25 protein-coding genes and 1 pseudogene are annotated in these 25,466 nt (G+C 59.1%); 7 read left to right on the forward strand and 19 right to left on the reverse strand.

Annotated elements, in window-relative coordinates; genetic code table 11:
- Positions 1-25: 25 nt before the first annotated feature.
- The 4 genes and pseudogenes from KW840_RS04255 to coxB all read right to left on the reverse strand — a co-directional run bounded on the left by KW840_RS04255 (position 26) and on the right by coxB (position 3,509).
- The gene (locus KW840_RS04255) at positions 26-577 is read right to left on the reverse strand and encodes a cytochrome c oxidase assembly protein (protein WP_056726726.1); all 552 of its coding nucleotides are present in this window, start codon (positions 575-577) and stop codon (positions 26-28) included.
- A 7-nt stretch (positions 578-584) separates the two neighbouring features.
- A pseudogene (locus tag KW840_RS28910) lies at positions 585-710 on the reverse strand (outer membrane lipoprotein carrier protein LolA); the annotation flags it as partial.
- Positions 707-2,299, reverse strand: coding sequence for a cytochrome c oxidase subunit I (ctaD, locus tag KW840_RS04260; protein WP_057712611.1), 1,593 nt, complete (start codon positions 2,297-2,299; stop codon positions 707-709). The pseudogene KW840_RS28910 and the gene ctaD, both read right to left, overlap by 4 nt.
- A gap of 82 nt (positions 2,300-2,381) precedes the next feature.
- Positions 2,382-3,509: a cytochrome c oxidase subunit II gene (coxB, locus tag KW840_RS04265; RefSeq protein WP_218494532.1), complete on the reverse strand. Its 1,128-nt coding sequence runs from the start codon at positions 3,507-3,509 to the stop codon at positions 2,382-2,384.
- Between the two features lie 369 nt (positions 3,510-3,878).
- Between coxB and KW840_RS04270 the strand changes: the two genes are divergently transcribed.
- Entirely contained in the window at positions 3,879-4,529 is a 651-nt protein-coding gene (locus tag KW840_RS04270) for a hypothetical protein (RefSeq protein ID WP_057712613.1), read from the forward strand.
- Between the two features lie 119 nt (positions 4,530-4,648).
- Here KW840_RS04270 and KW840_RS04275 read toward each other — a convergent pair whose 3' ends face one another.
- The 3 genes from KW840_RS04275 to KW840_RS04285 form a co-directional block, all read right to left on the reverse strand.
- Positions 4,649-6,175 carry a SulP family inorganic anion transporter gene (locus KW840_RS04275; RefSeq protein WP_218494533.1) on the reverse strand — a complete coding sequence of 509 codons (1,527 nt, stop codon included), beginning with the start codon at positions 6,173-6,175 and terminating at the stop codon, positions 4,649-4,651.
- 91 nt (positions 6,176-6,266) lie between these two features.
- Entirely contained in the window at positions 6,267-6,998 is a 732-nt protein-coding gene (locus tag KW840_RS04280; protein ID WP_218494534.1) for a carbonic anhydrase, read from the reverse strand.
- A gap of 244 nt (positions 6,999-7,242) precedes the next feature.
- The gene (locus KW840_RS04285) at positions 7,243-8,301 is read right to left on the reverse strand and encodes a PA0069 family radical SAM protein (RefSeq protein ID WP_218494535.1); all 1,059 of its coding nucleotides are present in this window, start codon (positions 8,299-8,301) and stop codon (positions 7,243-7,245) included.
- Between the two features lie 224 nt (positions 8,302-8,525).
- Here KW840_RS04285 and KW840_RS04290 point away from each other — a divergent pair, with 224 nt between their 5' ends.
- The 3 genes from KW840_RS04290 to KW840_RS04300 all read left to right on the forward strand — a co-directional run bounded on the left by KW840_RS04290 (position 8,526) and on the right by KW840_RS04300 (position 10,216).
- Positions 8,526-8,828: a hypothetical protein gene (locus KW840_RS04290; protein ID WP_057712616.1), complete on the forward strand. Its 303-nt coding sequence runs from the start codon at positions 8,526-8,528 to the stop codon at positions 8,826-8,828.
- 85 nt (positions 8,829-8,913) lie between these two features.
- Entirely contained in the window at positions 8,914-9,462 is a 549-nt protein-coding gene (locus KW840_RS04295) for a hypothetical protein (protein WP_218494536.1), read from the forward strand.
- Positions 9,463-9,571: 109 nt separating this feature from the next.
- Complete coding sequence (locus KW840_RS04300) at positions 9,572-10,216, forward strand: tyrosine-protein phosphatase (RefSeq protein WP_198530227.1); 645 nt, start codon at positions 9,572-9,574, stop codon at positions 10,214-10,216.
- A gap of 40 nt (positions 10,217-10,256) precedes the next feature.
- Here KW840_RS04300 and KW840_RS04305 read toward each other — a convergent pair whose 3' ends face one another.
- Positions 10,257-10,544, reverse strand: coding sequence for a YheV family putative zinc ribbon protein (locus KW840_RS04305; protein WP_057712619.1), 288 nt, complete (start codon positions 10,542-10,544; stop codon positions 10,257-10,259).
- Positions 10,541-12,592 (reverse strand): oligopeptidase A, encoded by a 2,052-nt coding sequence (prlC, locus tag KW840_RS04310; protein WP_102669514.1) that lies wholly within the window; start codon positions 12,590-12,592, stop codon positions 10,541-10,543. The genes KW840_RS04305 and prlC overlap by 4 nt, the downstream gene beginning before the upstream one ends.
- A gap of 88 nt (positions 12,593-12,680) precedes the next feature.
- Here prlC and KW840_RS04315 point away from each other — a divergent pair, with 88 nt between their 5' ends.
- Together KW840_RS04315 and KW840_RS04320 are read left to right on the forward strand one after the other, a co-directional pair.
- On the forward strand, positions 12,681-13,226 hold the full coding sequence (locus tag KW840_RS04315) for a gamma carbonic anhydrase family protein (RefSeq protein WP_150812651.1): 546 nt from the start codon (positions 12,681-12,683) through the stop codon (positions 13,224-13,226).
- A 25-nt stretch (positions 13,227-13,251) separates the two neighbouring features.
- Positions 13,252-13,902 (forward strand): HAD family hydrolase, encoded by a 651-nt coding sequence (locus tag KW840_RS04320; RefSeq protein WP_218494537.1) that lies wholly within the window; start codon positions 13,252-13,254, stop codon positions 13,900-13,902.
- Between the two features lie 124 nt (positions 13,903-14,026).
- Here the strand turns inward: KW840_RS04320 and KW840_RS04325 are convergent, their stop codons facing one another.
- The 9 genes from KW840_RS04325 to KW840_RS04365 all read right to left on the reverse strand — a co-directional run bounded on the left by KW840_RS04325 (position 14,027) and on the right by KW840_RS04365 (position 24,392).
- Positions 14,027-14,650: an ABC-type transport auxiliary lipoprotein family protein gene (locus KW840_RS04325; RefSeq protein WP_218494538.1), complete on the reverse strand. Its 624-nt coding sequence runs from the start codon at positions 14,648-14,650 to the stop codon at positions 14,027-14,029.
- Complete coding sequence (locus KW840_RS04330; protein WP_057712624.1) at positions 14,647-15,585, reverse strand: MlaD family protein; 939 nt, start codon at positions 15,583-15,585, stop codon at positions 14,647-14,649. The genes KW840_RS04325 and KW840_RS04330 overlap by 4 nt, the downstream gene beginning before the upstream one ends.
- A 1-nt stretch (position 15,586) precedes the next feature.
- A complete protein-coding gene (locus KW840_RS04335) occupies positions 15,587-16,390 on the reverse strand; it encodes an ABC transporter ATP-binding protein (protein ID WP_371318442.1) in 804 nt (267 codons plus the stop codon).
- Entirely contained in the window at positions 16,387-17,535 is a 1,149-nt protein-coding gene (locus KW840_RS04340; protein ID WP_218494539.1) for an ABC transporter permease, read from the reverse strand. Before KW840_RS04340 ends, KW840_RS04335 begins: the two co-directional genes overlap by 4 nt.
- A 54-nt stretch (positions 17,536-17,589) precedes the next feature.
- Entirely contained in the window at positions 17,590-18,618 is a 1,029-nt protein-coding gene (locus KW840_RS04345; RefSeq protein ID WP_057712627.1) for a DUF5924 family protein, read from the reverse strand.
- A gap of 228 nt (positions 18,619-18,846) precedes the next feature.
- The gene (locus KW840_RS04350; protein ID WP_218494540.1) at positions 18,847-20,223 is read right to left on the reverse strand and encodes a pitrilysin family protein; all 1,377 of its coding nucleotides are present in this window, start codon (positions 20,221-20,223) and stop codon (positions 18,847-18,849) included.
- Between the two features lie 56 nt (positions 20,224-20,279).
- Positions 20,280-21,938: a Na/Pi cotransporter family protein gene (locus KW840_RS04355; protein WP_150812656.1), complete on the reverse strand. Its 1,659-nt coding sequence runs from the start codon at positions 21,936-21,938 to the stop codon at positions 20,280-20,282.
- Positions 21,939-22,231: 293 nt separating this feature from the next.
- Positions 22,232-22,999, reverse strand: coding sequence for a TerC family protein (locus tag KW840_RS04360; protein ID WP_218494541.1), 768 nt, complete (start codon positions 22,997-22,999; stop codon positions 22,232-22,234).
- 85 nt (positions 23,000-23,084) lie between these two features.
- Positions 23,085-24,392: a CitMHS family transporter gene (locus KW840_RS04365; RefSeq protein WP_008045759.1), complete on the reverse strand. Its 1,308-nt coding sequence runs from the start codon at positions 24,390-24,392 to the stop codon at positions 23,085-23,087.
- 320 nt (positions 24,393-24,712) lie between these two features.
- Here KW840_RS04365 and KW840_RS04370 point away from each other — a divergent pair, with 320 nt between their 5' ends.
- Entirely contained in the window at positions 24,713-25,114 is a 402-nt protein-coding gene (locus tag KW840_RS04370) for a GFA family protein (RefSeq protein WP_218494542.1), read from the forward strand.
- On the opposite strand, the gene KW840_RS04375 is transcribed toward KW840_RS04370, so the two are convergent.
- A complete protein-coding gene (locus KW840_RS04375) occupies positions 25,115-25,441 on the reverse strand; it encodes a DOPA 4,5-dioxygenase family protein (RefSeq protein ID WP_057397350.1) in 327 nt (108 codons plus the stop codon).
- Positions 25,442-25,466: the final 25 nt, after the last annotated feature.

A 25,466-nucleotide genomic window follows, 5' to 3' on the forward strand; every position in this document is an offset into this window, starting at 1 on the left:
TTATTGTTCTCCTTATCGGGCACGCTCAGCCGCCAGTGTTTACAGCTACCGGTGGATGTCGGGCGGTGATATCGAACAGCGTGTAGGACAGCGTCAGGTGCTTCACATCCTTGGGCATATCACGGTCAACGATGAAACGTACCGGCATCTCGATCCGCTGACCGGGCTGCAGCACTTGCTGGGTAAAGCAGAAACATTCGGTCTTGTGGAAGTACGCCGCCGCATTGCTGGGCGCGATGCTCGGCACGGCTTGGGCGCTCATCGGTTTATCGGTGGGGTTGTGGGCGATGAAGATCATCTCGTTCACCGCCCCCGGGTTCGCGGTCAATTCGTCATGTTTGGGGTAAAAGTCCCACGGCATGTCGGCGGTGTTGGTCGACAGAAACTGCACGCGCACCTGCCGCGAGGTGTCGACCGTTTGCTCACCCTCGTACTGCCCGCCGGTCTTGCCATTAATGCCGAAGGCCTTGCACATCACGTCGTAGATCGGCACCAGGGCAAAGCCGAACACAAACATTGCCACCACCACGGTCAGCAGGCGCGTGACCAGTTTCTTCATCGAAATCGAGTCAGCCATGATTTCCGCACAACCCTGCAGGAGCGAGCTTGCTCGCGAAAAACTTGAGAGCGCCGTGGTGTGTCAGGCTTCCAGCGTCATCGTTGACGACCATCGCGAGCGAGCTCGCTCCTACAAAGGGCCAGGCGTTCATTTCACTTCCGGCGGCGTGGTGAAGGTGTGATACGGCGCCGGCGACGGGATGCTCCACTCCAGACCTTCAGCCCCATCCCACGGCTTGGCCGGTGCCGGCGCGCCGCCGCGAATGGTCTTGATCACGATGAACAGGAAAAAGATCTGCGTGGCGCCGAACATGAATGCGCCGATCGACGACACCATGTTGAAGTCGGCGAACTGCAGGTTGTAGTCCGGAATCCGTCGTGGCATGCCCGCCAGCCCCACAAAGTGCATCGGGAAGAAGGCCAGGTTCATGCCGATGAACGACAGCCAGAAATGCAGCTTGCCGAGGGTTTCGTCATACATGTGGCCGGTCCATTTCGGCAGCCAGTAGTAGGCCGAGGCGAAGATCCCGAAGATCGCCCCCGGCACCAGCACGTAATGGAAGTGCGCGACCACGAAGTAGGTGTCCTGGTACTGGAAGTCCGCCGGGGCGATGGCCAGCATCAACCCGGAGAAACCGCCGATGGAGAACAGGATCACGAACGCCACGGCAAACAGCATCGGCGTCTCGAACGTCAGCGAGCCCTGCCACATGGTGCTGGCCCAGTTGAACACCTTCACGCCCGTCGGCACCGCAATCAGCAACGTGGCGTACATGAAGAACAACTCGCCCACCAGCGGAATGCCGACCACGAACATGTGGTGCGCCCAGACGATGAACGACAGGAACGCGATACTCGCCGTGGCGTAGACCATCGAGGTGTAGCCGAACAATGGCTTGCGCGAAAAGGCCGGAATGATCGAGCTGACGGCGCCGAACGCCGGCAGGATCATGATGTACACCTCGGGGTGACCGAAGAACCAGAACACATGCTGGAACAGCACCGGGTCTCCGCCACCGGCGGCACTGAAGAAACTGGTGCCGAAGTGGATGTCCATCAGCATCATCGTCACGCAACCGGCCAGTACCGGCATCACCGCAATCAGCAGGAACGCGGTGATCAGCCAGGTCCAGACGAACAACGGCATTTTCATCAGCGTCATGCCGGGGGCGCGCAGGTTGAGGATGGTGGCGATCACGTTGATCGCGCCCATGATCGAACTGATCCCCATCAAGTGGATGGCGAAAATGAAGAAGGTCACGCTTTCCGGCGCGTAGGTCGTCGACAGCGGCGCATAGAACGTCCAGCCGAAGTTCGGCCCGCCACCGGCAGTGAACAGGGTCGACACCAGCATCAGGAACGCTGCCGGCAAGAGCCAGAAGCTGAAGTTGTTCATGCGCGGCAGGGCCATGTCCGGCGCGCCGATCATCAGCGGGATCATCCAGTTGGCGAGGCCGACGAAGGCCGGCATCACCGCACCGAAGACCATCACCAGACCGTGCATGGTGGTCATCTGGTTGAAAAATTCCGGCTGGACGATCTGCAGCCCCGGCTGGAACAGCTCGGCGCGAATCACCATCGCGAACGAACCGCCAAGCAGGAACATGGAGAACGCAAACCACAGGTACAACGTACCGATGTCCTTGTGGTTGGTGGTCAGCACCCAGCGCATCAGGCCTTTTGCGGGGCCATGGGCGTGGTCGGTGGCGGTATGAACATGCTCATCGATTACAGCAGTCATGTCCTGTCTCCTGCAAACAGATGGACTGGGCAGGCCGGGGTGCGTAGCCCCGACCGGTTCCTTACGTGCGCAATAGACCGCGTCATTTGCTTTCCGCCTGTTTCAGCTCCAGCACTTCTTTAGGCGTGACCATGTCGCCCTTGTTGTTGCCCCAGGCGTTACGTTCATAGGTCACGACCGCCGCGATATCGACCTCCGAGAGTTGCTTGCCGAATGCGGCCATGGAAGTGCCAGGCTTGCCGTGGAAGACAATGCTCAGGTGAGCGTCTTTCGGTCCGGTGGCGATTTTCGAGCCCTTGAGTGCCGGGAACATCGGCGGCAGACCCTGGCCTTCGGCCTGGTGACAGGCCACGCAGGTAGTGTGATAGACCTTGTCGCCGCGTTCCTTGAGCTCCTCGAGCGTCCATTCCTTGCTGGTCAGCTCTTTGAGCTGCGCGGCCTCGGCCTTGCGATCGGCCAGCCATTTTTCGTAATCGGGCTTTTCCTTGACCTCGACCACGGTCGGCATGAAGCCGTGATCCTTGCCGCACAACTCGGCGCACTGGCCACGGTAGATGCCGGGCTTGTCGATACGGGTCCAGGCTTCATTGACGAACCCGGGAATCGCATCGCGCTTGACCGCGAAAGCCGGCACCCACCAGGAGTGGATCACGTCGGCGGAGGTCACAAGGAAGCGCACCTTGGCACCGACTGGCAGCACCAATGGCTTGTCGACTTCGAGCAGATAGTGCTCGCCCTTGGCTTCCTTGTTGTTGATCTGATCCTGGGGGGTGGTCAGGTTGCTGAAAAACTCGACGTCCTGGCCCAGGTATTTGTAGTGCCACTTCCACTGGTAACCGGTGATCTGGATGTCGATCTCCGGCTCACTGGCGTCGTACATTTTGATCAGGGTCGCGGTAGCGGGAACCGCCATGGCCACCAGGATCAGGAAGGGCACGATGGTCCAGAGGATTTCGACGGTGGTGCTTTCATGAAATTTGGCGGCCACCTGCCCGGTCGAGCGTCGGTGGAGAATCATCGACCAGAACATGGCACCAAATACGATGATGCCGATCACCACACAGATCCAGAAAATGATCATGTGCAGGTCGAATACTGCGTGACTGATTTCAGTCGCTCCAGGCGCCATATTCACAGTCCAGGCCGCTTGCGCCTGACTGAAAATCGACCACAACAGGAGGCCCATCCAGACATGTGGATGTCGCATCATTGCGGGTTCCCCTTATCGTTCTTGTTATCCCGCCGGCTTTCACCTGCGGCAAGGGAGCGGCTGCATCAGACTACGAACTTGAGCACCGGGCCTTGCTGCATATGCAGTCGGGCGTCATCAGCTAACTCCATTCCACCCCGAGTATAGACAGCGACTCTCACCTCGCAATGCGAAGGCGTAAATGATCTGAAACAGCATTAACTTGCGTTGCAGGGCACGAATGGAGAAGGATGCAGACGAGTGGTGGCAAATCGATATAACGGGACCGTCTCAAGGATGAAATAATTATGACAAATGCGTCTTAGCATTTTTCGTAAGCCAGCTAAGTTATGTCTTCCCTATTTCATTGCCTTGTTTCCTGGAGTTTTCATGAACACCGCCGCATTGCGCGAGCAGATCCAAACAGCCCAACAACACGAAGCCGAGACCGGTCTGCTGACGCGCCAACTGGAAAGCAAACTGGCTCATCTGCACCCGGCGATCCAATTGCCGGAGGCCGATACCAAAGGCGTACTGACGCGATTTGTCGCCGCCTACATCGAAGAAGTGCCTGATCTGCTGGATGCAGCCAATGAAGTCGCCAGGGAAGCGGGCATTGAGTCACAGATCAAACCGGTGCTGAAAATCGCCGAGCAATACTTCCTCCAGCCGCCAGCCATCATGGCCGGCCATGCCGGGCTCGACAGTCTGCTGGATGAAGCCTATCTGGCGCATCGGTTTGTCGAAGAGGTCAACGACCTGTACATCAAGCATCTTGGCCAGCCACTGATCCCCTTGGACATGACTGTCGCCAACCTGATTGCTCACCAATTGATCGGTGAGACGTTCGCCAACCAACTGGACGAAGTGGTGCATCACGCCATCGACGAGATGCTCAACGACGAAACCTTCGCACTGGAGTCCGTGGAAGCCTACCGCGAGAAGCTCAACAGCCCGGACACCGGCGCCGCGTGGAAACGCTGGCCGTGCATGTCCCGCCGTTTGGGCGTAGGCCTGGAACTGGATCAGCCGGCGGCTTGATTCACCGGTAAACACAATCCCCTGTGGGAGCGAGCTTGCTCGCGATGAGGCTATGTCATTCAACATCAAAGTTGACTGATCTACCGCCATCGCGAGCAAGCTCGCTCCCACATCGGGCCTCAGCCAGCCGCACCTATGCCCGTGTTGGTACGAACCCTGCCTTCAAGTCTGCGCTTCAGCCCCCGCGATTCAATCAACAACTTCGAACCCTTGGCCGCATTCGCCCGACCCCACTCCTCCAGAAGCTCCAGACACGAGTGATCGATGTAGCTCAGGTTGTTAAGCGGCACATGCACCGTCGCGCCTGGTGGAATACTACCCAGCACCTGGGTCAGCGCCGGCACTTTGAGGAAGGTCGCCGCACCCACCAGGCGCAATTCCATTTCCCCTTCCTGAGGCAGGTCGATCAGGCTGATTTTCAACCGCGAAGCTTTCAGCGCAAGTTTCACCAGCGTCAGGCCGAAGCCAATCAATACGCCAGTCAGCAGGTCCGTGAAAACGATGGCGAGCGCGGTTGCCGCATAGGTGAACATCGGCGCCCGACCATACCGGCCCAAACTACGGAATACCTTGAGATCCACCAGCTTGAAACCGGTGTACACCAGCACGCCCGCCAGGCTCGCCACCGGAATGCTTTGCAGCACGCTGGACAGCAACAGTACGAACGCCAACAACCACAGGCCGTGGAAAATGGTCGAAAACCGCGTGGTTGCGCCAGCCTGAACATTCGCCGAACTGCGTACGATAACGCCGGTCATCGGCAACGCTCCAAGCAGGCCACACAGCATGTTGCCGATACCTTGCGCCGACAATTCCCGGTCGAAGTCCGAGCGCTGACCACTGTGCATGCGATCAACCGCGGCGGCTGAGAGCAAGGTTTCGGCGCTCGCGATGAAAGCCACGGCAAACGCCGCGATCAGCAAGGTCGGATCAGCCAGGTTGAGCAGATCCTCTGGCTTGAGCCAGTCGATGGCCTCCGTCAGGTTGGCCGGAACCTCAACCCGTTTGACCTGCAACGCCAGCATCAGGCTGGCAAGCGTGGCCAGACCGACCCCAAGTAGCGCGCCAGGAACGAAGCGCAGGGATTGCGGACGGAATTTATCCCACAGCCACATGACGGCGATTGTCGACAAACCGAGCAACCCGGCTTGCCAGCCAAACGTGGGCAACGCCAGAGACAGCGCCGCCGGGAAGGCCGCCAGGTTATCCAGACCCGAAGGTTTGGGCACGGCATCCAGCATCACATGCACCTGAGACAGGATTATCAGCACGCCAATCCCGGCCAGCATGCCGTACACCACCGCGGGTGCCTTCACTCGAAACCAGCAGCCCAGCTTCAATCGGCCAGCCACCAGTTGCAGCAAACCCGCCAACAACAGTATCGGCCCGAGCATGGCGATGCCGTGCTGGCGGACCAACTCGAACACCAGAACGGCCAGGCCCGCCGCCGGGCCGCTGACTTGCAGTGGCGAACCGGCCAACCAGCCGACCACCAGACCACCGATGATGCCGGTGATCAGGCCTTTGGCCGGCGGCAGCCCCGAAGCAATCGCGATGCCCATGCACAGAGGCAGGGCGACCAGAAACACAACCACCGAAGCCAGCAGCTCCCGTGGCAGAACAGCTTTGAGTCGAGCAGCACGCATGGTGAGTCTCCCGAAATTTTTCTTCAGGCATGGCAAAGCCAGGCTGCCTGAACGGCAGCCTCGGCTGAACCACACAACGATTTAGGAGGATTTAGAAGCGCGCTTTGGGCGTCGCCACGGGAATTGGCAGGCTGCCATTGAGCGGCAGGAAACAGCCTTGATCTGCGTCGTACGCTTTGATTTCGCTGGTTTCGATGTTGTAGACCCAGCCGTGAATAAATAGCTGACCGTTGGCCATGCGCGAAGCCACCGACGGATGGGTGCGCAGATGCTGCAACTGGGCGATCACATTCTCTTCAGTGAGGATGTGCATGCTTTCGCTTTCGCTGGAGCAGTTGCAGTTCTCTTGCACCATGGTTTTGGCCACTTCGGCATGACGCAGCCAGGCTTTGACCGTGGGCATTTTTTCCAGACTGTCCGGGTTGAGCACCGCGCGCATGGCGCCGCAGTCGGAATGCCCGCAAATGATGATGTGATGCACCCCAAGAGCCAGTACGGCGTACTCGATGGCCGTGGAAACACCACCGTTCATTTGCCCGTAAGGCGGCACGACGTTGCCGACGTTACGGGTCACGAACAGGTCGCCGGGGGAGCTCTGGGTAATCAGCTCGGGAACGATGCGCGAATCGGCGCAGGCGATGAACATCGCTCGTGGCCGCTGGGCCGTGGCGAGTTTCTTGAAGAGCTCTTCCTGTTGAGGAAAGATCTCATGATGAAAATGCAAAAAGCCGTCAACGATATGCTGCAACGCTGCATCGGCGGTTTCGGCCTCGGGTTGGGCTGAAGCCGACGCAGCCAACGACTGTTTATCCTTGTCACTCATCAATTCATCCTCATTGGCGGGCTCAGGGAGTCATCCCGTGTGGTCCGGTGTGAAGCCAGTGGCTGGTTAAAAAACATCCAGGCCAAACATCTCGACCCATCAGTCACTCGATGAACAAGGTAGCGGCCGAATCTTAATTGAAACTGAATAAAACGCTCTAGAATGCGTGTTACAGGTCACAAAAAACGTGACCAGCCTAAGACGCGAGCGCGATCTTCAGTACTCAACCATAGGCCAATTGTCCTCAAATCAACGACATTTGGCGACCAGGCGGACAAAAGGCATTGCAGTCTAGGTCAAAGCCTTCCCGGCGATTGAGCCCCAGGCGCTTGATGGCTTTGGCAAAACGCTGTGCCAGCAGGTCGGCGAAGGGACCTTCGCCGCGCATTCGAGCACCAAAGCGGCTGTCGTAGAGTTCACCGCCACGGCTCTGGCGAATCAGGCTCAGCACATGCGCCGCCCGTTGCGGATAGTGGGCGCCCAGCCATTCTTCGAACAGCGGCGCCACTTCCAGCGGCAGACGCAGCATCATGTAGGCGGCGCTTTGTGCTCCGGCGCCGTGAGCCTCGGCGAGCAGGCTTTCGAGTTCGCTGTCGTTGATCATCGGAATCATCGGTGAACACAGGACGCCCACCGGAATGCCCGCCTCGCGCATGACCCTGATCGCCCGCAACCGGGCCTTGGGCGCTGCGGCGCGGGGTTCAAGGATGCGTTTGAGATCGTCGTCCAGGGTGGTCAGGCTGATCATCACCGCCACCAGGTTTTGCTGTGCAAGTTCGGTCAGCAGGTCCAAATCGCGAAGGATCAGCGAGCCTTTGGTGACGATGGTCACGGGATGGCGATATCGCAGCAGTACTTCGAGGGTATGCCGGGTGATCCTGTATTCACGCTCGATCGGCTGATAGGGGTCGGTGTTGGAGCCGAGGTTGATCGGCGCACATTGATAGCCGCGTTTGGACAGTTGTTGCTCCAACACATCCACAGCGTTGATCTTGGCGATCAGCTTTGTCTCGAAATCCAGCCCGGGCGACATGTCCCAATAGGCATGGCTTGGCCTCGCGTAGCAGTAGATGCAGCCATGCTCGCAACCGCGATAGGGATTGATCGATCGATCGAAGGGCAAGTCCGGCGACGTATTGCGGGTAATGATGGTTTTCGCCGTTTCAATGCTCACCTCGGTGCCCTGGGTGAGCGGTACTTCCTGATACCAGCCGTCGTCCTCAACCACCGAATGGCTGGGGGCAAAGCGGTTGTGCGGGTTGGTTGCGGTGCCGCGGCCGCGGGGAGGCAGAGAGCTAACCATCAGCGGACTCCTTGATCTGTATATCCATACAGTAACCGACTCACTGCCTGTCGACCAGTACCGCTCAGCCCTTCATCTGACAAAGGGGCATCATGATGCTTACTTGTTCATTGATAATCAGAAAACTCAGGAAACATATAGTCAGTGGTTAGACTCAATACCCAACCGTATATTCAACCCAACAGGCAATACCCTCAACAGCAATCAAATAAAAGGATTTATTAATGTCTTTCTTTAATCAACGCGGTATTTTCCTTCAACTCATGAAACCAGGCCCTTCGGAACCCAACACCTTGGTTTCTTTGCAACTGGCTCGCAAAGAGTTGAGTTGGGATGCGGAAAATGAAATGCAAGTTGAAAAGCTGGTCGACTCAACTTACTACACCGCCACTTCCACCGACCTTGGCAACTCTTTCAGCATCCGGACCGTGGGCAAGGATGTCGATGGAGACGGGACCATCGATGCCGACGACAAAGCCAAGTTACAGGCGCTGGCAAAGGCTTATGCCAGTATCGTCAATCCCTGAGCCCTGACTTTCCGATCACTGGAAAGTGCTATTGCCGAATGCATGCGGGCTCCCGCATGCATTCCAGACAGCCTGGAGGATAAAAATGTCAATGCTCATAAAAACTGGTGCTTATCTACAACAAAAAGAAACGACGAAAGGTGTGCAGGTAATTATCAAGCTAATAAGGGCAGGCGAGTATCCGAACAAAACAATGGAGCAATTCGCTGATATTCTCGCAAGCGCTCCCTCAGTGACACTCCATATAAAAGACGAAGGCAAGACTTCAAAGCTCGATTTTGATCCTTGGTCCGATATCAATGTCACTCCAGACAATAGCATCGACGAAAAGGACATTGCCGCCCTTACACAACTTGCACTCGCTTTTTATCATCAACAAATAATTGCCCCAGAGGGCATAGCGTACCTTTATCGTCTTCCCGCTGAATCACCCGAGCTTCGAGTAGACGTTGAGGAATTTGAAATTGACGAAGATGATCATCAACTGTATAGCCTCGGTGTGTACGAAACCAAATCTGCGAATGCCGGCTCGTCTTTTGAAGGCCGCAAGCGCAACCCTTTAACTGGACAGGTGTTTAACTATGGGGTCGGACTGAACGAGCTGCTCAAATCCTTCATCAAACTGAAACTATAACCTGAGCGCGGACTTCACGATTCTTTGACAGTCAGCTCACAGGCCTTTGACCGTGCATGGCTGATCCTTGCCACCATCTTCCCGTCCCTTTCTGAACGGTCGCTCAAGCATGCTTTTTCCACGTTTTTTATCTGCAATATGCTTGTCGCTGGTTGTGCTCGCTAACCTGACACCGGCACTTGCTGACGACAGTGTGATGCAGCGTCCAGCAGACTGGGCTCAACAGATAGAGAAGCAATACAACCTCTTCCAGATGTCGCCGACGCTCTATCGCAGCGCCTTGCCGGACAAGGGCGCGGTGCCGCTGCTGGAGAAACTCAAGGTGGGTACTGTGATCAATTTCCTGCCCGAAGCAGACTCCAGTTGGTTGTCCGCGCCAGGCATCACGCAAGTACAACTGCCTTATCGCACCAACCATGTGGATGACGCCGATGTGCTCAAGGCCTTGCGCGCCATTCGGTCCGCCGAAGCCAAAGGCCCGGTGCTGATGCACTGCAAACACGGTTCCGACCGTACCGGCCTGATGGCCGCCATGTACCGGGCTGTCATCCAGGGCTGGACCAAGGAGGAGGCCCTGAACGAAATGACCCAGGGCGGCTTTGGCGACAGCACCCACTTCAAGGACGGAATTCGCTACATGATGCAGGCCGACGTGGAAAAACTGCGCACGGCCCTGGCCAATGGCGATTGCAGTACCAGCCCGTTCGCTGCATGTTCAATGAAGAGCTGGTTCAAGTCCGCTCATATCGAGTAAAAAAGCCCCCGTTGCATTGCGCAACGGGGGCTTTTTTCACTCAGTTTTGTTCGTCAGGCTTTTTCTTCAGCTTCGGATTCGGGAAGAACTGAACCGGCTGAACCTTGGTGTCGGCAGGTTTGGGGGCGCTGGTGTTCACCCGCGTACCCAACTCCTTGGGCACCGACAGCCCTTGCTCATTGAGTGTGTCGGAGTAACCGCAGGCCACGCACTCTCGGTGCGGGACCTGGTCTTCATTCCACATCATCAATTTATCCGGCTCGCTGCATGCCGGGCAGACCGCCCCGGCGATAAAGCGTTTTTTCGTAATCACAGGTCCCTCACTCATGCTGCCGCGCCCTCACTCAGGCCGCTGTGGCGCAAGAGTGCGTCAATTGATGGCTCACGACCACGGAAGTCGACGAACAGCACCATCGGCTCCTGGGAGCCGCCACGGGCCAGGATTGCTTCGCGGAACGCACGACCGGTGTCGGCGTTGAGCACGCCTTCTTCTTCGAACTTCGAGAACGCATCGGCCGACAGCACTTCAGCCCACTTATAGCTGTAGTAACCCGCGGCGTAACCGCCAGCGAAGATGTGCGCAAAACTGTTGGGGAAGCGGTTGTAGGCCGGCGGACGCATCACCGAAACCTCGTCACGCACGCCTTCAAGCACTTGCAGCACGCTGCGGCCGTCGCCGTGGGTGGCGTGCAGTTCGAAGTCGAACAGCGAGAACTCCAGTTGGCGCACCATCATCAGGCCGGACTGGAAGTTTTTCGCCGCAAGCATCTTCCCAAGCAGGTCCTGAGGCAGCGGTTCGCCGGTTTCATAATGACCGGAAATCAGCGCCAGGCCTTCCGGCTCCCAGCACCAGTTTTCCATGAACTGGCTCGGCAGCTCGACCGCATCCCAAGCCACGCCGTTGATGCCGGACACGCCAGCATGCTCGACGCGGGTCAACAGGTGATGCAGGCCGTGACCGAACTCGTGGAACAGGGTGGTGACTTCGTCGTGGGTGAGCAGCGCAGGCTTGCCGCTGTCGGCCGGGGTGAAGTTGCACACCAGGTTGGCCACCGGGCTTTGCAATACACCACCAGCGGTGCGACGACGGTCGCGGGCGCCATCCATCCAGGCGCCGCCACGCTTGTTGGCGCGAGCATAGAGGTCGAAGAAGAAGCGGCCGACGTGCTGGCCGTTTTCCTTGATTTCAAACAGGCGGACATCCGGGTGCCAGGTGTCGAAGCCTTTCTGCTCGGCAATCTCGATGCCGTACAGGCGCTGGACGATGGCGAACAGACCGCTGAGTACCTTGTCGATCGGGAAGTAGGCGCGCAGGGCTTCCTGGGCGACGCTGTAACGCTGTTCACGGAGTTTTTCGCCGTAGAAACCGCTGTCCCAGCTTTGCAGATCCGGGCAGCCCTGTTCGGCGGCATAAGCCTTGAGCTGTTCCAGATCCTGGGCAGCGAACGGTTTGCTGCGCTTGGCCAGGTCGCGCAGGAAACTCAGCACCTGATCGCTGGACTCGGCCATTTTGGTCGCCAGGCTCAACTCGGAGAAACTGCTGAACCCCAAGAGTTTTGCCAGTTCCTGACGCAGGTCGAGGATTTCTTCCATGACCGGGCCGTTGTCGTTCTGGCCGGCATTCGGCCCCTGGTCCGACGCCCGGGTGCAGTACGCGGCGTAGACTTCTTCACGCAGCGCGCGGTCCTGGGCGTAGGTCATCACCGCGTAATAGCTCGGGAATTCCAGAGTGATCAGCCAGCCGTCCAGATCCTTGGCCTGAGCCGCGGCGGCCATTTGCGCTTTGGCCGAATCAGTCAGGCCGGCGAGGGCGGCTTCATCGGTGATGTGCTTGGTCCAGGCCTGAGTGGCATCGAGCAACTGGTTGGAAAAACGGCTGCCCAATTCGGACAGCTTGCTCTGCACTTCGGCGTAACGCTTTTGTTCGGCTTCCGGCAGGTCGATACCCGACAGACGGAAGTCACGCAGGGAGTGTTCCAGGATAGTTTTCTGCGCCACGTCGAAGCCGGCGGCCTCCGGGCTGCTGGCCAGGGCTTCGAAAGCCTGGAACAGTTCGCGGTTCTGACCCATTTCAGTGGAATAGGCGCTCAAGGCAGGCAGGCACGACTCGTAGGCTTCACGCAGTTCGGCACTGTTGCACACGGCATTGAGGTGGCTGACCGGGCTCCAGGCGGCGCCCAGACGGTCGTTGAGTTCGTCCATCGCCAGCACCAGGCCAGCCCACGTTGGCTGTTTGACCTGGGTCTTGAGGATCTCGACGATAGCGGCACGGTTGTCAGCCAGGATCTGTTCAATGGCCGGTTGTACGTGTTCGGCGCGGATGGCGGAGAACGGCGGCAGGTCATAGGACTGCAAAAGAGGGTTGTTCACGCTCACGGTTGATACCTTGGCTGGAGAAACATGCAGCCATCTTAATTACAATCGACGTTCACCGCAGCTATCAGCAACAGAGAGAAACCCTATCGTGAACCTTCGCAAGTATCAGAACCACACGCCGCTGCTGGGTAAAGGCGCTTTTGTCGACGGCTCGGCAGTGGTGATCGGCGACGTTGAAATCGGCGAAGACAGCTCGGTCTGGCCGCTGACAGTGATCCGTGGCGACATGCATCGAATCCGCATCGGCGCGCGCACCAGCGTGCAGGATGGCTGCGTGTTGCACATCACCCACGCCGGGCCGTTCAACCCGGATGGCTTCCCGCTGCTGATCGGCGATGACGTGACTATCGCCCACAAGGTCATGCTGCATGGCTGTTCGGTGGGCAGCCGGGTGTTGATCGGCATGGGCAGCATCGTCATGGACGGTGCGGTGGTCGACGATGAGGTGATCATCGGTGCCGGCAGCCTGGTACCGCCGGGCAAGCATCTGCAAAGCGGCTTCCTGTATGTGGGCAGCCCGGTGAAGCAGATCCGCCCGCTGACCGACAAGGAACGCGCGTTTTTCACCTACAGCGCGGCGAACTACGTGAAGCTCAAGGACCTGCATCTGGCCGAAGGCTACGACCAGCTTTGACCCGGCCCCTTAATCAGGATTCGACATGCATTACCAAACCGTTTTGTTCGACCTCGATGGCACCCTGACCGACCCACGTGAGGGCATTACTCGTTCGATCCAGTTCGCCCTGAGCAAACTGGGTATCGATGAGCCGGACCTGGCCAGACTCGAACACTTCATCGGGCCGCCGCTGTTGCAGGCATTCATGCAGTTCTACGACTTCGATGAAGCCAAGGCCTGGGAAGCGGTGAATTTCTACCGCGAGCGCTTCAAGGTCACCGGCCTCTACGAAAACCGGGTGTTCGATGGTGTCACGCCACTACTGGAAACCCTGGGCGGACAAGGACGACAGCTGTACATCGCGACCTCGAAACCGTGGGTGTTCGCCCGGGAAATCGCCCGGCATTTCGATTTTGCCAAACACTTCAAGGTGATTTACGGCAGCGAACTGGACGGCACCCGGACCAACAAGGTCGAGCTGATCGCTCACCTGATGGCCGAAGAAAACCTGGACCCGGCCAACACTTTGATGATCGGCGACCGCAAGCACGACCTGATCGGCGCACGCAGCAATGGCCTGGACGCGGCGGCGGTAGGTTACGGGTTCGGCAGCCATGAAGAGTTGAGCGCCGAAGCGCCGGCGTATCACTTTGAGACGCTGGAAGAGTTGCATCAGGCGTTTTTGCCGAGCTGATCAGGCCGACACAAGTCAACTGTGGGAGCGAGCTTGCTCGCGATAGCGGTGTGTCAGGCACATTGATTGTGAAGGTGCCTCAGTCATCGCGAGCAAGCTCGCTCCCACAGGACTGCGCAAGTCCTCAAGGTCTGGGCGGCGGGGCGAGTTTCTGTCCTTGCTCAACCGCCCAGCTCACCACCAGCACAGTCAACTGATCACTCGCCTGACCGAACCCGGCCACCACCGCCGGGACCTGCACTTCACTGAGTGGCTGGCGCACTTCAAAACGGCGGCTGGCGAGGATGCGCTGGTCGTAACTGCGCACCAGCAATGCATCCAGACGCACGACCGCGCTGGCATTCGTGCCCTGGTATTCAGTCTGGAACGCCTGCAGGCTACCGCCCAATTCAAGATCGGTCTGGAAAATGCTGTCATCGGTGCTCAGCAGCGGCACCCGCCCGTCATGCTGGAAACCTTCCAGCAGACGATTGCGCACCAGCACCGGCGCCGGGTCGCTCCAGCGTGAACCCTTGTAATGGCTGATCACATCGCCCTGGGGAATTACGGCAATGTTCGGACTGTTCAACGCTTCGCTGGACTGGAATTTGCTCAGGCGCAGCGACCAGCGTTGCGGCGCGCCATGGCTGGCCGATGCGCTCTGGGCCGACGGCAATCGATAGACCTCGAAGGGCTCGGGCTTGGGCAGGATCGAGCACGAACTGATCAATGTGAAGCCAGCGAGGAGGGCAATCCGAATCAGCTTCATGGCGTAAATTCCTTGGTCTTGTCACTGCCCAGCAGGTAACCACTGGGGTTGGCTTCCAGGCGTGTGGTAATGGTGCGCAACGAACTCAGGGTTTCGCGCATCTCACGGACCGCCGGCCCTAGGCCATTAAGGCCTTGCATGCCGCTGTTGAGCGAATCCTGATTGGTGGTGATCAGTTTGTTGAGGGTGGCGCTGCTCTCCTGCAGCGACTTCATCGCCTGCTCGGCGCTGCCCAGCGCTTCCTTGCCATGCTCGTTGAGCAGCCCGTTGGCATTGCGCATCAACGCCGTCGTCTGCTCCAGCATGGTGTTGGCCTGCTTACCCACCGAGGCCAGTTGCTGCATGGTCTGGCGGATATCGCCGCGCTGTTCGGCAATGGCCCCGGTGGTTTGCTCCAGGTGCTCCAGGGTGTTGCTGATGCGCTCGATGTTTTCCGTGGAGAACATCAGATTGGCGTTATGCATCAGCGTACTCACCCCGGCCATCAGGTCTTCGCTGTCATTGAGCAGCCGGGCGATGGGCGAGGGCGAGGCGACGATGGTCGGCAGGTTACCGTCCTTGCCCTTGAGCGTCGGACTCTGTGGTGTGCCGCCGCTGAGTTGGATGATCGAAGTCCCGGTGACGCCGGTCAGGGCCAGTTTGGCCTGGGTGTCCTCCTTTACCGGGGTATCGCCGGCCAAGCGAATTCGCGCCAGCACCCGGCGCGGGTCTTTCGGGTCCAGGCGCAGCGAGATCACGTCGCCGACCTTGATCCCGCTGTACTGTACCGAACTACCTTGGGACAAACCGCTGACCGCCTCGTTGAACACGACTTCGTAGTCCTTGAACTCGGTGTCGACACTGGACTTGGCCAGCCACAGGCCGAACAGCAGCGCGGCCGTCACCACAATCACGGTGAACAGGCCGATCAATACATGATGGGCTCGGGTTTCCATGTCAGACCTCGTTGAGCTGTTGGGCGGCCGTCAATGCCGCGCGGCCACGAGGGCCATGGAAGTATTCGTGAATCCACGCATCGTTGGTTTCCGAAACCTTGTCGATGGCGTCCACCACCAGCACTTTTTTCTGCGCCAGCACCGCCACCCGGTCAGTGATGGTGTAGAGCGTGTCGAGGTCGTGGGTCACCAGAAAGACACTCAGGCCCAAAGCATCGCGCAGGGTCAGGATCAATTGGTCGAACGCGGCGGCGCCGATCGGGTCGAGACCGGCGGTGGGTTCGTCGAGAAACAGGATGTCCGGGTCCAGCGCCAATGCCCGAGCCAGCGCGGCGCGCTTGATCATGCCGCCGGACAGCGACGAGGGGTACTTCTCTGCGGCCGACAGCGGTAACCCGGCCAAGGCCATTTTCACCGCCGCCAGGTGCTCGGCGTCGTTGCGGCTCAAGCCGGCGTGTTCGATCAGCGGCAGGGCGACGTTCTCGGTCACCGTCAGTGAAGAGAACAGCGCGCCTTTCTGGAACAGCACGCCGAATCGCCGCTCCACCAGCGAACGCTCGTGCTCGGACAAGGTCGGCAGGTTTTTCCCGAAAACTTTCACCACGCCTTCGCTGGGCTGGCGCAACCCGACAATGCTGCGCAGCAGCACCGACTTGCCGCTGCCGGAGCCGCCGACCACGGCGAGGATCTCGCCCTTGTACAAGTCCAGGTCGAGGTTCTCGTGCACGCTCTGGCTTCCAAAACGGTTGCACAACCCACGGACTTCAATCACCGCCTCGGAGTGCGCTCTGGGGATACGACTCACCAACCCATCTCCATGAAAAACATCGCGGCGATCGCATCCATCACGATCACCACGAAAATCGACTGCACCACACTCGACGTGGTGTGCGCGCCCACAGACTCAGCGCTGCCACTGACCTTGAAGCCTTCGAGGCAACCGATGGCGGCGATGAGGAAGGCGAACACCGGCGCTTTGACGATCCCCACCAGAAAGTGCTGAACGCCGATGTCCGTTTGCAGCAGCGACAGGAACATCGCTGGCGAGATATCCAGCGCCACCGCGCAGACCACGGCACCGCCGATAATCCCTGACAGCATCGCCAGGAAAGTCAGCATCGGCAGGGCGATCAGCAACGCCAGGACCCGCGGCACCACCAGCAACTCTACGGGGTCGAGGCCCAGGGTGCGGATAGCGTCGATTTCCTCGTTGGCCTTCATCGAACCGATTTGCGCCGTGAACGCACTGGCGGTGCGCCCGGCCATCAGGATCGCGGTCAGCAGCACACCGAATTCGCGCAAGAAGGCAAACCCCACCAGGTCCACGGTGAAGACGGTGGCGCCGAAAGTGGCCAGCACCGTCGACCCGAGAAACGCCACCACGGCGCCCACCAGAAAAGTCAGCAACGCAACGATGGGGGCGGCGTCGAGACCGGTCTGTTCGATATGGGCGATCATCGGCGTGACGCGCCAGCGCTTGGGACGGAACAGGCCGCGGACGATGGTTTCGATGATCAGGCCGACGAAACCCAGCAGTTGCAGGGTGTCCTGCCAGACAGTGTCCACCGCGCGGCCAATGCGGGTCAGCAACTGAATGGAAACGCTGACTTCCGGCTCCTTGATCGGTACGCAGAAATCGGTCAACGAGCAGTAGACGGTTTGCAGCAACGCCCGATCCGCGGCAGGGAGTGTGCAATCAGGATGTTCGGCAGAGCGACCGAGGCGCTCGGAGCCGAGCAGCTCGACCAACAGCGAGGCACCGGCGGTGTCGAGGGCGCCGAGACCATTGAGGTCGATGGGGGTGTTGGCGTCGTACTGGCCGTGGAGTTTTTCGCTCAACAGCTTGAGGTCAGCGTAATGGGCAAGCGTCCAGTCGCCCGTCACCCGCAACCGCGCAGGGGTAATCGACGAGTCCAATCGGGCGTTGCCGGCCATCGTGCTGCTGATCATAAGCTCCGTGCTTGTTCAGTGATTACGCAGCTCTACGTAATAGCACGAACCGGACTACTTTTCTTTGATCGCTGTGCTGTCCGTGACTTTGAAGCGCAGCACGCCAATGACCTGGCCATCTTCGGTCAGGACCCGAACCTGCCATTTGCCGGCCGGGTTGCCCGGGAAGTTCTGCTTGTGGGTCCAGGCCCGGTAACCTTCCTTGCGCCCGCCACGAATATCCAGGGGGATGCGGTCGACCTCTTTACCGTTGAACTGCCAGACGTGATAAATCCGCTCGTCCAGGCCACGCGGGGCGTTGATCGCGGTGTACGCATAAAGCCCGCCATTACGGATCTGTTCGGCGCTGACTTCGTCGAGACTGGCGCCAGGTGTGCGATCCTGCATTTGCGTACTGATGGCCACGTCGGTCATCCACAGCGTCGCCGGCGGCACCCACGAGCGCAGCTCCCAACCAACGGCGCCGATGCCCAGGGTGATACTCAAGATCGCCAGCGCATTGCGCAGGGTACGAATCGGGAAGATCGACGCCAGGCTCGGGAACGACAGCAGCACCGAGATACCCAGTGCCCATTTGAAACTTTGCGCGGTGGTCAGGTGCATGATCACCGGCAATGCGGTGAGCAGCGCGGCGAACAGGGTCAGGGTGTGCAGGGCCAGAAACGCCCAACGCCGTGGAGCCAGCCACTTGTAGTAGAGCGGGTCGACGATCGAAATCAGCGCCGCGACGCCCAGCAACCCGGTGAAAAACAACTGGCCGCTGTTCCACGTCGTGGTGATGAAGAAGAACGGCAGGACAAAGAACAGGCTTTCCTGATGGATCATCTGCGTTGCGTAACGCAACAACGGTTCCGGTATTTCGCGCTTGAAGATGCGCGTGAACAGCTTGGTCAGGCTGTTTTCCAGCATCAGCCAGATCCAGCTGATCAGCATGATGGTGGTGATCCAGCTCGCCAGGCCTTGCTGGCGATCGACCAGAATGAAACTGCCCACCCCGGAGATGAAACCAAAGAGCGCAATGACCCCAGGGTACCGCTTCATCAAATCAAGGATGCGCTGTACGAAAAGGGATAGGTTTTGCATTCGGTGGTTTCACAGTCGTCGTAGGAAAAAACCTCGACAGGGTACCGCTGGTGCGGCGCTGTGGCGAGGGTTCACGATCAGTTACACCACGCAACCTGTAGGAGCGAGCCTGCTCGCGATGAGGCCGGCACATCCAACATTTTCGGCGGCTGACAATCCGCTATCGCGAGCAAGCTCGCTCCCACAGGGAACCGGCAAGGCCTCTCAGTCCGTTGTCACATGGAATGGTTACTTCCTGCGGTGCAAACGCCAGCCCACCAACATCAACACGATCAAGCCCACCCCACCGACCACCAGCCACATCAACTGGTCATAACTGAACAAAGGCTTCTCGATCCGCAAATACCCTGGTTGCAGGAGCAATTCGCGCACGGCCTTGTTCGCTTCTTCCAGGGTCACCCCTTGCAGCTCCCGGGCCGGGTTGGTGAAGTGACCGTCCTCGTAGTTACCGATGGCGCTCCAGTAGTAGTCGGCCAACGCGCTGTTGCCTTGTACGGCCCAGGCCTGGCGGGCAATCGCGGCCTGCTTGAGGCGGTTGAAGGTGTCGGCATTGAGGCCGTCCTTGAGCAGGCCGGCCTTCAGGTCCTCGAGTACTTGTTCGGCATCGGCCACGGCGTCGCGCTCAAGGTCGGCGTTGAGGCTCATGAAACCTACGCCGCCGAACACCTCGCGCTCCGCCCACGGGCCGTAGGACAAACCGTGAGCCAGGCGTAACTGGCGATAAAGCGCCCAATCCAGATAGTCCTTGAGCAAATCGAAGGTTTCATCGTGCCCATCCTCCAGTACCGGCTCCGGCACCAGCCAGTGCAACTTGGCGCCGTTGCCGACCAGACTGTGGGTCAAGGTGCGCTCATGGGTGGCGCTGGCCTGGATTTGCGGCAGCGGCGGATGCTCGCCAGGGGTGATCGCTTCCAACGCGCCATACGCCCGCTCCAGATAGGCTGGCAGCAACTTGTCGAGGTCGCCGACCACGATCAGGGTCATGTTGTTCGGCGCATACCAGTCCTTGCGCACCTGCTCCAGTTGTTCACGGGTCAGGTCATCGACTTGCGCACGCTCCGGGCATTTGAGGCCCAATTCCACGGCCAGTTGTTTGCTGGCCGTGTGGCCGAGGTCCTGACGATCGAGCCAGCGTTGCAGGTGCGAGTAATGGCCGCCGTCTTCACGCTCGACCACTTGCTTGGCCGCGTTGATGGCACTGTCGTCGAAGCGGGTCTGGGTCAGCAGCGCCAGCAACAGGTCGAGAACCTTGCGCTGGTTTTTCGCCGGGGCTTCGATGACGAAAGTCGTATCGGCATTACTGGTGAACGCGTTCCACTCGCCGCCCAGAGCCTGCATGCTTTCTTCCAGGCCGCCTTCGCCGCTGGCGTCGATACCGCTGAACAACAAGTGTTCCAGCAGATGCGGCAACTCCTTTTCTTCGCACTTGAAATCGTCCAGGCCAACGCCGACCACCAGCCGGATCGCCACATGCCCGTGGTCAGTGCCGGGCTTGAGCAGCAACTGCAAACCGTTGCGCAGGGTGTAGCCCTCGACCTGGAAGCGATCCAGGGCGAATGACGGGAATGAACCAAGCAACAGGCAGGCGAACAACAGACAACGCATAACGAGCTTCCGTACGGCTAGCGTAAGTTCAACAGACTTCAGGCAACTGTGGACGTTCAGGGTGAATGAGTGATGTCACTCAAATCGTCGACCACCAGCGCACCTGTGTCCGATGTTTCCAGCACCACGTAGGCACTGCTGCAAAACAGCGAATTAAGACGTTTCATGTCGGCGATCAGCTCCAGGTGCAACGAACTGGTTTCGATACTTTGCACGATTTTACGTTGCAAGCGGCTGACATGAGCGTGAGCCAGGCGCCGTTCCTGTGCACGGAAACGACGTTTTTCACGCACCAGCTGGCGGGCACTTTCCGGGTCGCCACTGAGAAACACCGACATCCCGAGCCGCAGGTTGGAAATCAACTGAGTTTGCAGCCCGGTCAATTCGTCCAGCCCCACTTCGGAAAACGACCGGCGCTGCGAGGTTTTCTGCTGCTGGACCTTGCGCAGCATGCGTTCGATCAAGTCACTGGCCAGTTTCAGGTTGATCGCCAGTTCGATGATTTCCGCCCAACGCCGGCTGTCCTGATCGCTGAGATCTTCCCGGGGCATTTGCGCCAGATACAACTTGATCGCGCTGTAGAGCGCTTCGACATCGTCGGTCAGGCGCCGCATTTCCTGGGTGACGGCGGTTTGCTTTCCGCGCAACACGTCGAGCATGGCTTCGAGCATGTTGTCGATCAGGTCGCCCATGCGCAGGGTTTCCCGGGCTGCGTTGGCCAGCGCCAAACCGGGGGTGACCAACGCCGTGGGGTCAAGGTGTCGGGGCTTGGCCGTACCGTTGACTAGCGGGCGCTCCGGCAGCACCCAGGCACAAAACCTGGCCATCGGCCCAACACTGGGCAGCAAGATCAGGCAACGCGCGATGTTGTAGAGCAGGTGAAAGCCAATGACCATTTCCTGAGGGCTGAAATCCAGGCCATCGAGCCAGTGCACCAGCGGATCGAGCACTGGAATGATCAGTAAAAGACCAATCAGTTTGTACAGCAGGCTGCCCAGCGCCACTTGGCGCCCGGCGGCGTTCTGCATGCTGGTGCTGAGGAACGCGAGTATGCCGCTGCCGATATTGGCGCCGATCACGAGCCCGATGGCCACCGGCAGGCTGATCACGTTGGCGCCCGCCAGGGTCGCGGTGAGCAATACAGCGGCCAGGCTGGAATAGGAAAGCATCGCGAACAGCGCGCCGACCAGGGCGTCGAGCAGGATATCGCCGGTGAGCGAGGCGAAAATCACCTTCACCCCTTTGGCATGGGTAATCGGGTGCGCGGCTTCAACAATCAGTTGCAGCGCCAGAATGATCAACCCCAAGCCAATGGCGACACGGCCCATCTGTCCGAGTCGGGTCTGCTTGCGCGACAGAAAGAAGATCACCCCGGCAAAAATCAGCAACGGCGACAACCACGACAGATCGAACGTCAGCACCCGCGCCATCAGGGCCGTACCGACATCGGCACCGAGCATGGTGACCAACGCTGGCGTAAGCGCCATCAGGCCCTGGCCGACAAAGGAGGTGACCAGCATCGCGGTGGCGTTGCTGCTCTGGACCATCGCCGTCACGGCGATCCCGGAGAGGAAAGCCAGCCAGCGGTTGGACATGTTATGGCTGATGACATGGCGCAAGTTGGTGCCGTAGACCCGCAGGATGCCGGTTCGGACGATGTGCGTGCCCCAGATCAGCAGGGCCACGGCAGAAAGCAAATTGAGCAGGGTGAGCATAATGACCCCCTGTGGTGTAGCGCCCCAAAGGAGCAAGTTGACGGTACCGCGCGACGTTCTACGTTCTGTACTTAAGCTGTAGTTGGCTAACGGTCTGCGCGCCAGCATCGCATAGCCAAAGACGCGATTGAAACAAAACTGTCATGAAAAGAGCGATCTTCCAGCCACACAAAACACTGTGGGAGCGAGCTTGCTCGCGATGAGGCCATCAGATTCAACTTTGACGTTGACTGACAGACCACCATCGCAAGCAAGCTCGCTCCCACAGGTTTTGCGTATTTACCGCTACCGGGTTACTGGCCCGGAATGTCCTTGCGCAGCTTTACCGGATCCTGCTGTTTCTTCTTTTTCGCGATGGCAGTGCGCATCCTGATGTTGATCGCTTCCACCGCCAGCGAGAACGCCATGGCGAAGTAGACGTAGCCTTTTGGCACGTGCACGTCCAGGGATTCCGCAATCAGCACCGTACCGACGATCAGCAGGAACGACAGCGCCAGCATCTTCAGCGATGGGTGCTTGTCGATGAACTCACTGATGGTGCCAGATGCCCACATCATCACCAGTACGGCCACGATGATTGCCGCGACCATGACCGGTACGTGGGACACCATGCCGACCGCAGTGATCACCGAGTCCAGGGAGAATACGATGTCGATGATCGCAATCTGGACGATGGTGTAGAGGAAGTTGCCGCCCTTGCCCGAAGGCTCTTCGTTGGTTTCGTCTTCACCTTCCAGCGCGTGGTACATCTCTTGCGAGCTCTTCCACAGCAGGAACAGACCACCGAAGAACAGGATCAGGTCGCGTCCGGAAATACCCTGGCCGAATACTACGAACAGGTCAGCCGTCAGGCGCATGACCCAGGTGATCGACAGCAGCAGCAGGATTCGCGTGATCATGGCCAGCGCCAGACCGAAAATCCGGGTGCGCGCCTGCATGTGTTTGGGCATGCGGCTGACCAGGATCGAAATCATGATGATGTTATCGATACCCAGGACGATTTCCAGGGCGGTCAGGGTGAAGAAGGCAACCCAGATTTCAGGGTTGGTCAGCCATTCCATGTGTATTCCTTTGAGCGATTGTTAAACCACAACGGGCCCGGGCTTCAAACAGCGAAGCCTGGACCCGAAGTGGTGAGTCTTGGGCTTATAGAGTGCTGAACACCGGGAAAGTCCCCAACAGCAGTGCAGCAATCAGTATGCAGATACAAACCAGCACTGCCCACTTCAGGGTGAAGCGCTGGTGGTCACCGAAGTCGATGCCAGCCAGGGCCACCAACAGGTAGGTCGATGGAACCAGCGGGCTCAACAGGTGGACGGGCTGACCGACGATCGAGGCACGTGCCATTTCCACTGCGGTTATACCGTAATGGCTGGCGGCTTCGGCAAGTACCGGTAACACACCGTAATAAAATGCATCGTTCGACATGAAGAAAGTGAACGGCATGCTTACCAACGCCGTGATCACTGCCAGGTACGGGCCGAGGAAGTCCGGAATCACCGCCAACAGGCTCTTCGACATGGCGTCGACCATCCCGGTGCCGGTCAGGATACCGGTGAAGATACCGGCCGCAAAGATCAACCCGACCACCGCCAGTACGCTACCGGCGTGAGCCGCGACGCGATCCTTCTGCTGTTGCAGGCAAGGGTAGTTGACGATCATGGCGATACTGAACGCCACCATGAACAGTACCGGCAACGGCAGCAGGCCGGCGATCAGGGTGCACATCAAGGCCAGGGTCAGGGCGCCGTTGAACCAGATCAGCTTCGGACGACGGGCATCCGGGAACTGCGAAACGCTGATTTCACTGTGGTCGATTTCATCGCCCACCAGGTGCAGTTCACCCAGACGCGCACGTTCACGCTTGCCGTAGAAGTAGGCAATGACCAGGATCGCCACCACACCAGCCAGCATCGCAGGAATCATCGGTACGAAGATGTCGGACGGATCCACATGCAACGCACTGGCGGCGCGAGCGGTCGGGCCACCCCATGGGGTCATGTTCATCACGCCACCGGCGAGGATGATCAGGCCGGCCATGATTCGCGGGCTCATGCCGATACGGCTGTAGAGCGGCAGCATGGCGGCCACGCAGATCATGTAAGTGGTCGCGCCGTCACCATCGAGGGAGACAACGAGCGCCAGAACGGCGGTGCCGACCGAAACTTTCAGCGGGTCGCCCTTGACCAGTTTGAGGATCTTGCGCACGGCCGGGTCGAACAGGCCGGAGTCGATCATCAGGGCGAAGTACAAGATAGCGAACATCAGCATCACGCCGGTTGGCGCAAGCTTGGTAATGCCTTCGAGCATCATCGGACCGATCTTCGGCGAAAAACCGCCGAACAGGGCAAAGATGATTGGAATGATGATCAGGGCGATCAGCGCGGACAGGCGCTTGGTCATGATCAGGAACATGAACGTGATGACCATGGCGAAGCCAAGGAAAGTCAGCATGGGAATACTCCAGGCGTAGCGCGGCTAGGGAATGGGCGGATCAGGCGGGATCAGCGCAGAACGGGAAGCACGAGACGTACGGGCGGAGTTGCAGCGAAGCGGCGGATGGAAGAGGACATCAGAATCACCATTGTTGTTGTTAAATGGGCTGTGCGAGCGATAAAACGCTGGCATTGGCCAACCGGTCTGTTGCCGGTAGTGGGGGCGATCCTAATCGGGGAAGCTTTCAGCCAGCTTTCGCCAATGAAAGCAAGGACCGGATGTGCAACCGATCGTCGGATTGGGTTTCAAGTCCCTGAACACAGGGCGGGAGGTTGAACATGGGCGAGCTTCACACCGGCGGCTGCCATTGCGGGCAACTGCGCTATCAATTCAGCGGGCCACTGCACGATATCGCCCACTGTCATTGTTCGATTTGCCGACGGGTCAGCGGCGGCATCGTGACTACCTGGATAACCGTGCCGGCATCCACCTTTCAATGGCTGGCCGGGACGCCGTCGCGGTACGATTCTTCATCCACCTGTGCACGATATTTCTGCGGCCACTGTGGGGCGCAACTGGCACTAGCGACGCAACTAAGTCCGGAAAGCATCGACTTGACCATCGCCACCCTCGACCATCCTGAGCAAGCACCAGCCGAGCGGCACATCTGGACCGACAGCCGCTTGCCGTGGCTGCATCTGGACGAACATTTGCCCGGCGAGGCTGGAGAAACACTCTGATCAAAAAACAGACAGGTCCAGCGGCCGAATCGCGCCCATCCAGATCGCGTGCTCGGTGTGGTCAAGCAAATCGTCGCCGGTGTCCGGGTGCAGGAACACCACCAGCCCCTTGCGGTTCAGCGCCAGCCACGGCAGAACGTCGCCCAGCACCTGCGGTTCGAACGCCAACTGGCAGCTCCAGTCCGGGTGTGGACCGACCGGGCGCTCGTGCACGCGGCCCATTTTCAATGGAAACAATTGCGCCGCCTGTTCACACAAGGCCCGCGCCTGCCCGATCGTGCTGGCATCGAAATAAACGTGGGCGTGGTAGCCCGTTATCTGCTGCATCTGAACCCCTCTGAAAGCTGTTCGA

Origin of the sequence: Pseudomonas sp. PDM30, from assembly GCF_019218985.1 — a bacterium.
In the GTDB taxonomy this organism is placed as follows: Bacteria; Pseudomonadota; Gammaproteobacteria; order Pseudomonadales; family Pseudomonadaceae; genus Aquipseudomonas; species Aquipseudomonas jessenii.

What these genes read in the sequence shown, in the direction of transcription:
- KW840_RS04255 (WP_056726726.1), bottom strand. Translation starts at nt 577, where the DNA reads ATGGCTGACTCGATTTCGATGAAGAAACTGGTCACGCGCCTGCTGACC.
- ctaD (WP_057712611.1), bottom strand. Translation starts at nt 2,299, where the DNA reads ATGACTGCTGTAATCGATGAGCATGTTCATACCGCCACCGACCACGCC.
- coxB (WP_218494532.1), bottom strand. Translation starts at nt 3,509, where the DNA reads ATGATGCGACATCCACATGTCTGGATGGGCCTCCTGTTGTGGTCGATT.
- KW840_RS04270 (WP_057712613.1), top strand. Translation starts at nt 3,879, where the DNA reads ATGAACACCGCCGCATTGCGCGAGCAGATCCAAACAGCCCAACAACAC.
- KW840_RS04275 (WP_218494533.1), bottom strand. Translation starts at nt 6,175, where the DNA reads ATGCGTGCTGCTCGACTCAAAGCTGTTCTGCCACGGGAGCTGCTGGCT.
- KW840_RS04280 (WP_218494534.1), bottom strand. Translation starts at nt 6,998, where the DNA reads ATGAGTGACAAGGATAAACAGTCGTTGGCTGCGTCGGCTTCAGCCCAA.
- KW840_RS04285 (WP_218494535.1), bottom strand. Translation starts at nt 8,301, where the DNA reads ATGGTTAGCTCTCTGCCTCCCCGCGGCCGCGGCACCGCAACCAACCCG.
- KW840_RS04290 (WP_057712616.1), top strand. Translation starts at nt 8,526, where the DNA reads ATGTCTTTCTTTAATCAACGCGGTATTTTCCTTCAACTCATGAAACCA.
- KW840_RS04295 (WP_218494536.1), top strand. Translation starts at nt 8,914, where the DNA reads ATGTCAATGCTCATAAAAACTGGTGCTTATCTACAACAAAAAGAAACG.
- KW840_RS04300 (WP_198530227.1), top strand. Translation starts at nt 9,572, where the DNA reads ATGCTTTTTCCACGTTTTTTATCTGCAATATGCTTGTCGCTGGTTGTG.
- KW840_RS04305 (WP_057712619.1), bottom strand. Translation starts at nt 10,544, where the DNA reads ATGAGTGAGGGACCTGTGATTACGAAAAAACGCTTTATCGCCGGGGCG.
- KW840_RS04320 (WP_218494537.1), top strand. Translation starts at nt 13,252, where the DNA reads ATGCATTACCAAACCGTTTTGTTCGACCTCGATGGCACCCTGACCGAC.
- KW840_RS04325 (WP_218494538.1), bottom strand. Translation starts at nt 14,650, where the DNA reads ATGAAGCTGATTCGGATTGCCCTCCTCGCTGGCTTCACATTGATCAGT.
- KW840_RS04330 (WP_057712624.1), bottom strand. Translation starts at nt 15,585, where the DNA reads ATGGAAACCCGAGCCCATCATGTATTGATCGGCCTGTTCACCGTGATT.
- KW840_RS04340 (WP_218494539.1), bottom strand. Translation starts at nt 17,535, where the DNA reads ATGATCAGCAGCACGATGGCCGGCAACGCCCGATTGGACTCGTCGATT.
- KW840_RS04345 (WP_057712627.1), bottom strand. Translation starts at nt 18,618, where the DNA reads ATGCAAAACCTATCCCTTTTCGTACAGCGCATCCTTGATTTGATGAAG.
- KW840_RS04350 (WP_218494540.1), bottom strand. Translation starts at nt 20,223, where the DNA reads ATGCGTTGTCTGTTGTTCGCCTGCCTGTTGCTTGGTTCATTCCCGTCA.
- KW840_RS04355 (WP_150812656.1), bottom strand. Translation starts at nt 21,938, where the DNA reads ATGCTCACCCTGCTCAATTTGCTTTCTGCCGTGGCCCTGCTGATCTGG.
- KW840_RS04360 (WP_218494541.1), bottom strand. Translation starts at nt 22,999, where the DNA reads ATGGAATGGCTGACCAACCCTGAAATCTGGGTTGCCTTCTTCACCCTG.
- KW840_RS04365 (WP_008045759.1), bottom strand. Translation starts at nt 24,392, where the DNA reads ATGCTGACTTTCCTTGGCTTCGCCATGGTCATCACGTTCATGTTCCTG.
- KW840_RS04370 (WP_218494542.1), top strand. Translation starts at nt 24,713, where the DNA reads ATGGGCGAGCTTCACACCGGCGGCTGCCATTGCGGGCAACTGCGCTAT.
- KW840_RS04375 (WP_057397350.1), bottom strand. Translation starts at nt 25,441, where the DNA reads ATGCAGCAGATAACGGGCTACCACGCCCACGTTTATTTCGATGCCAGC.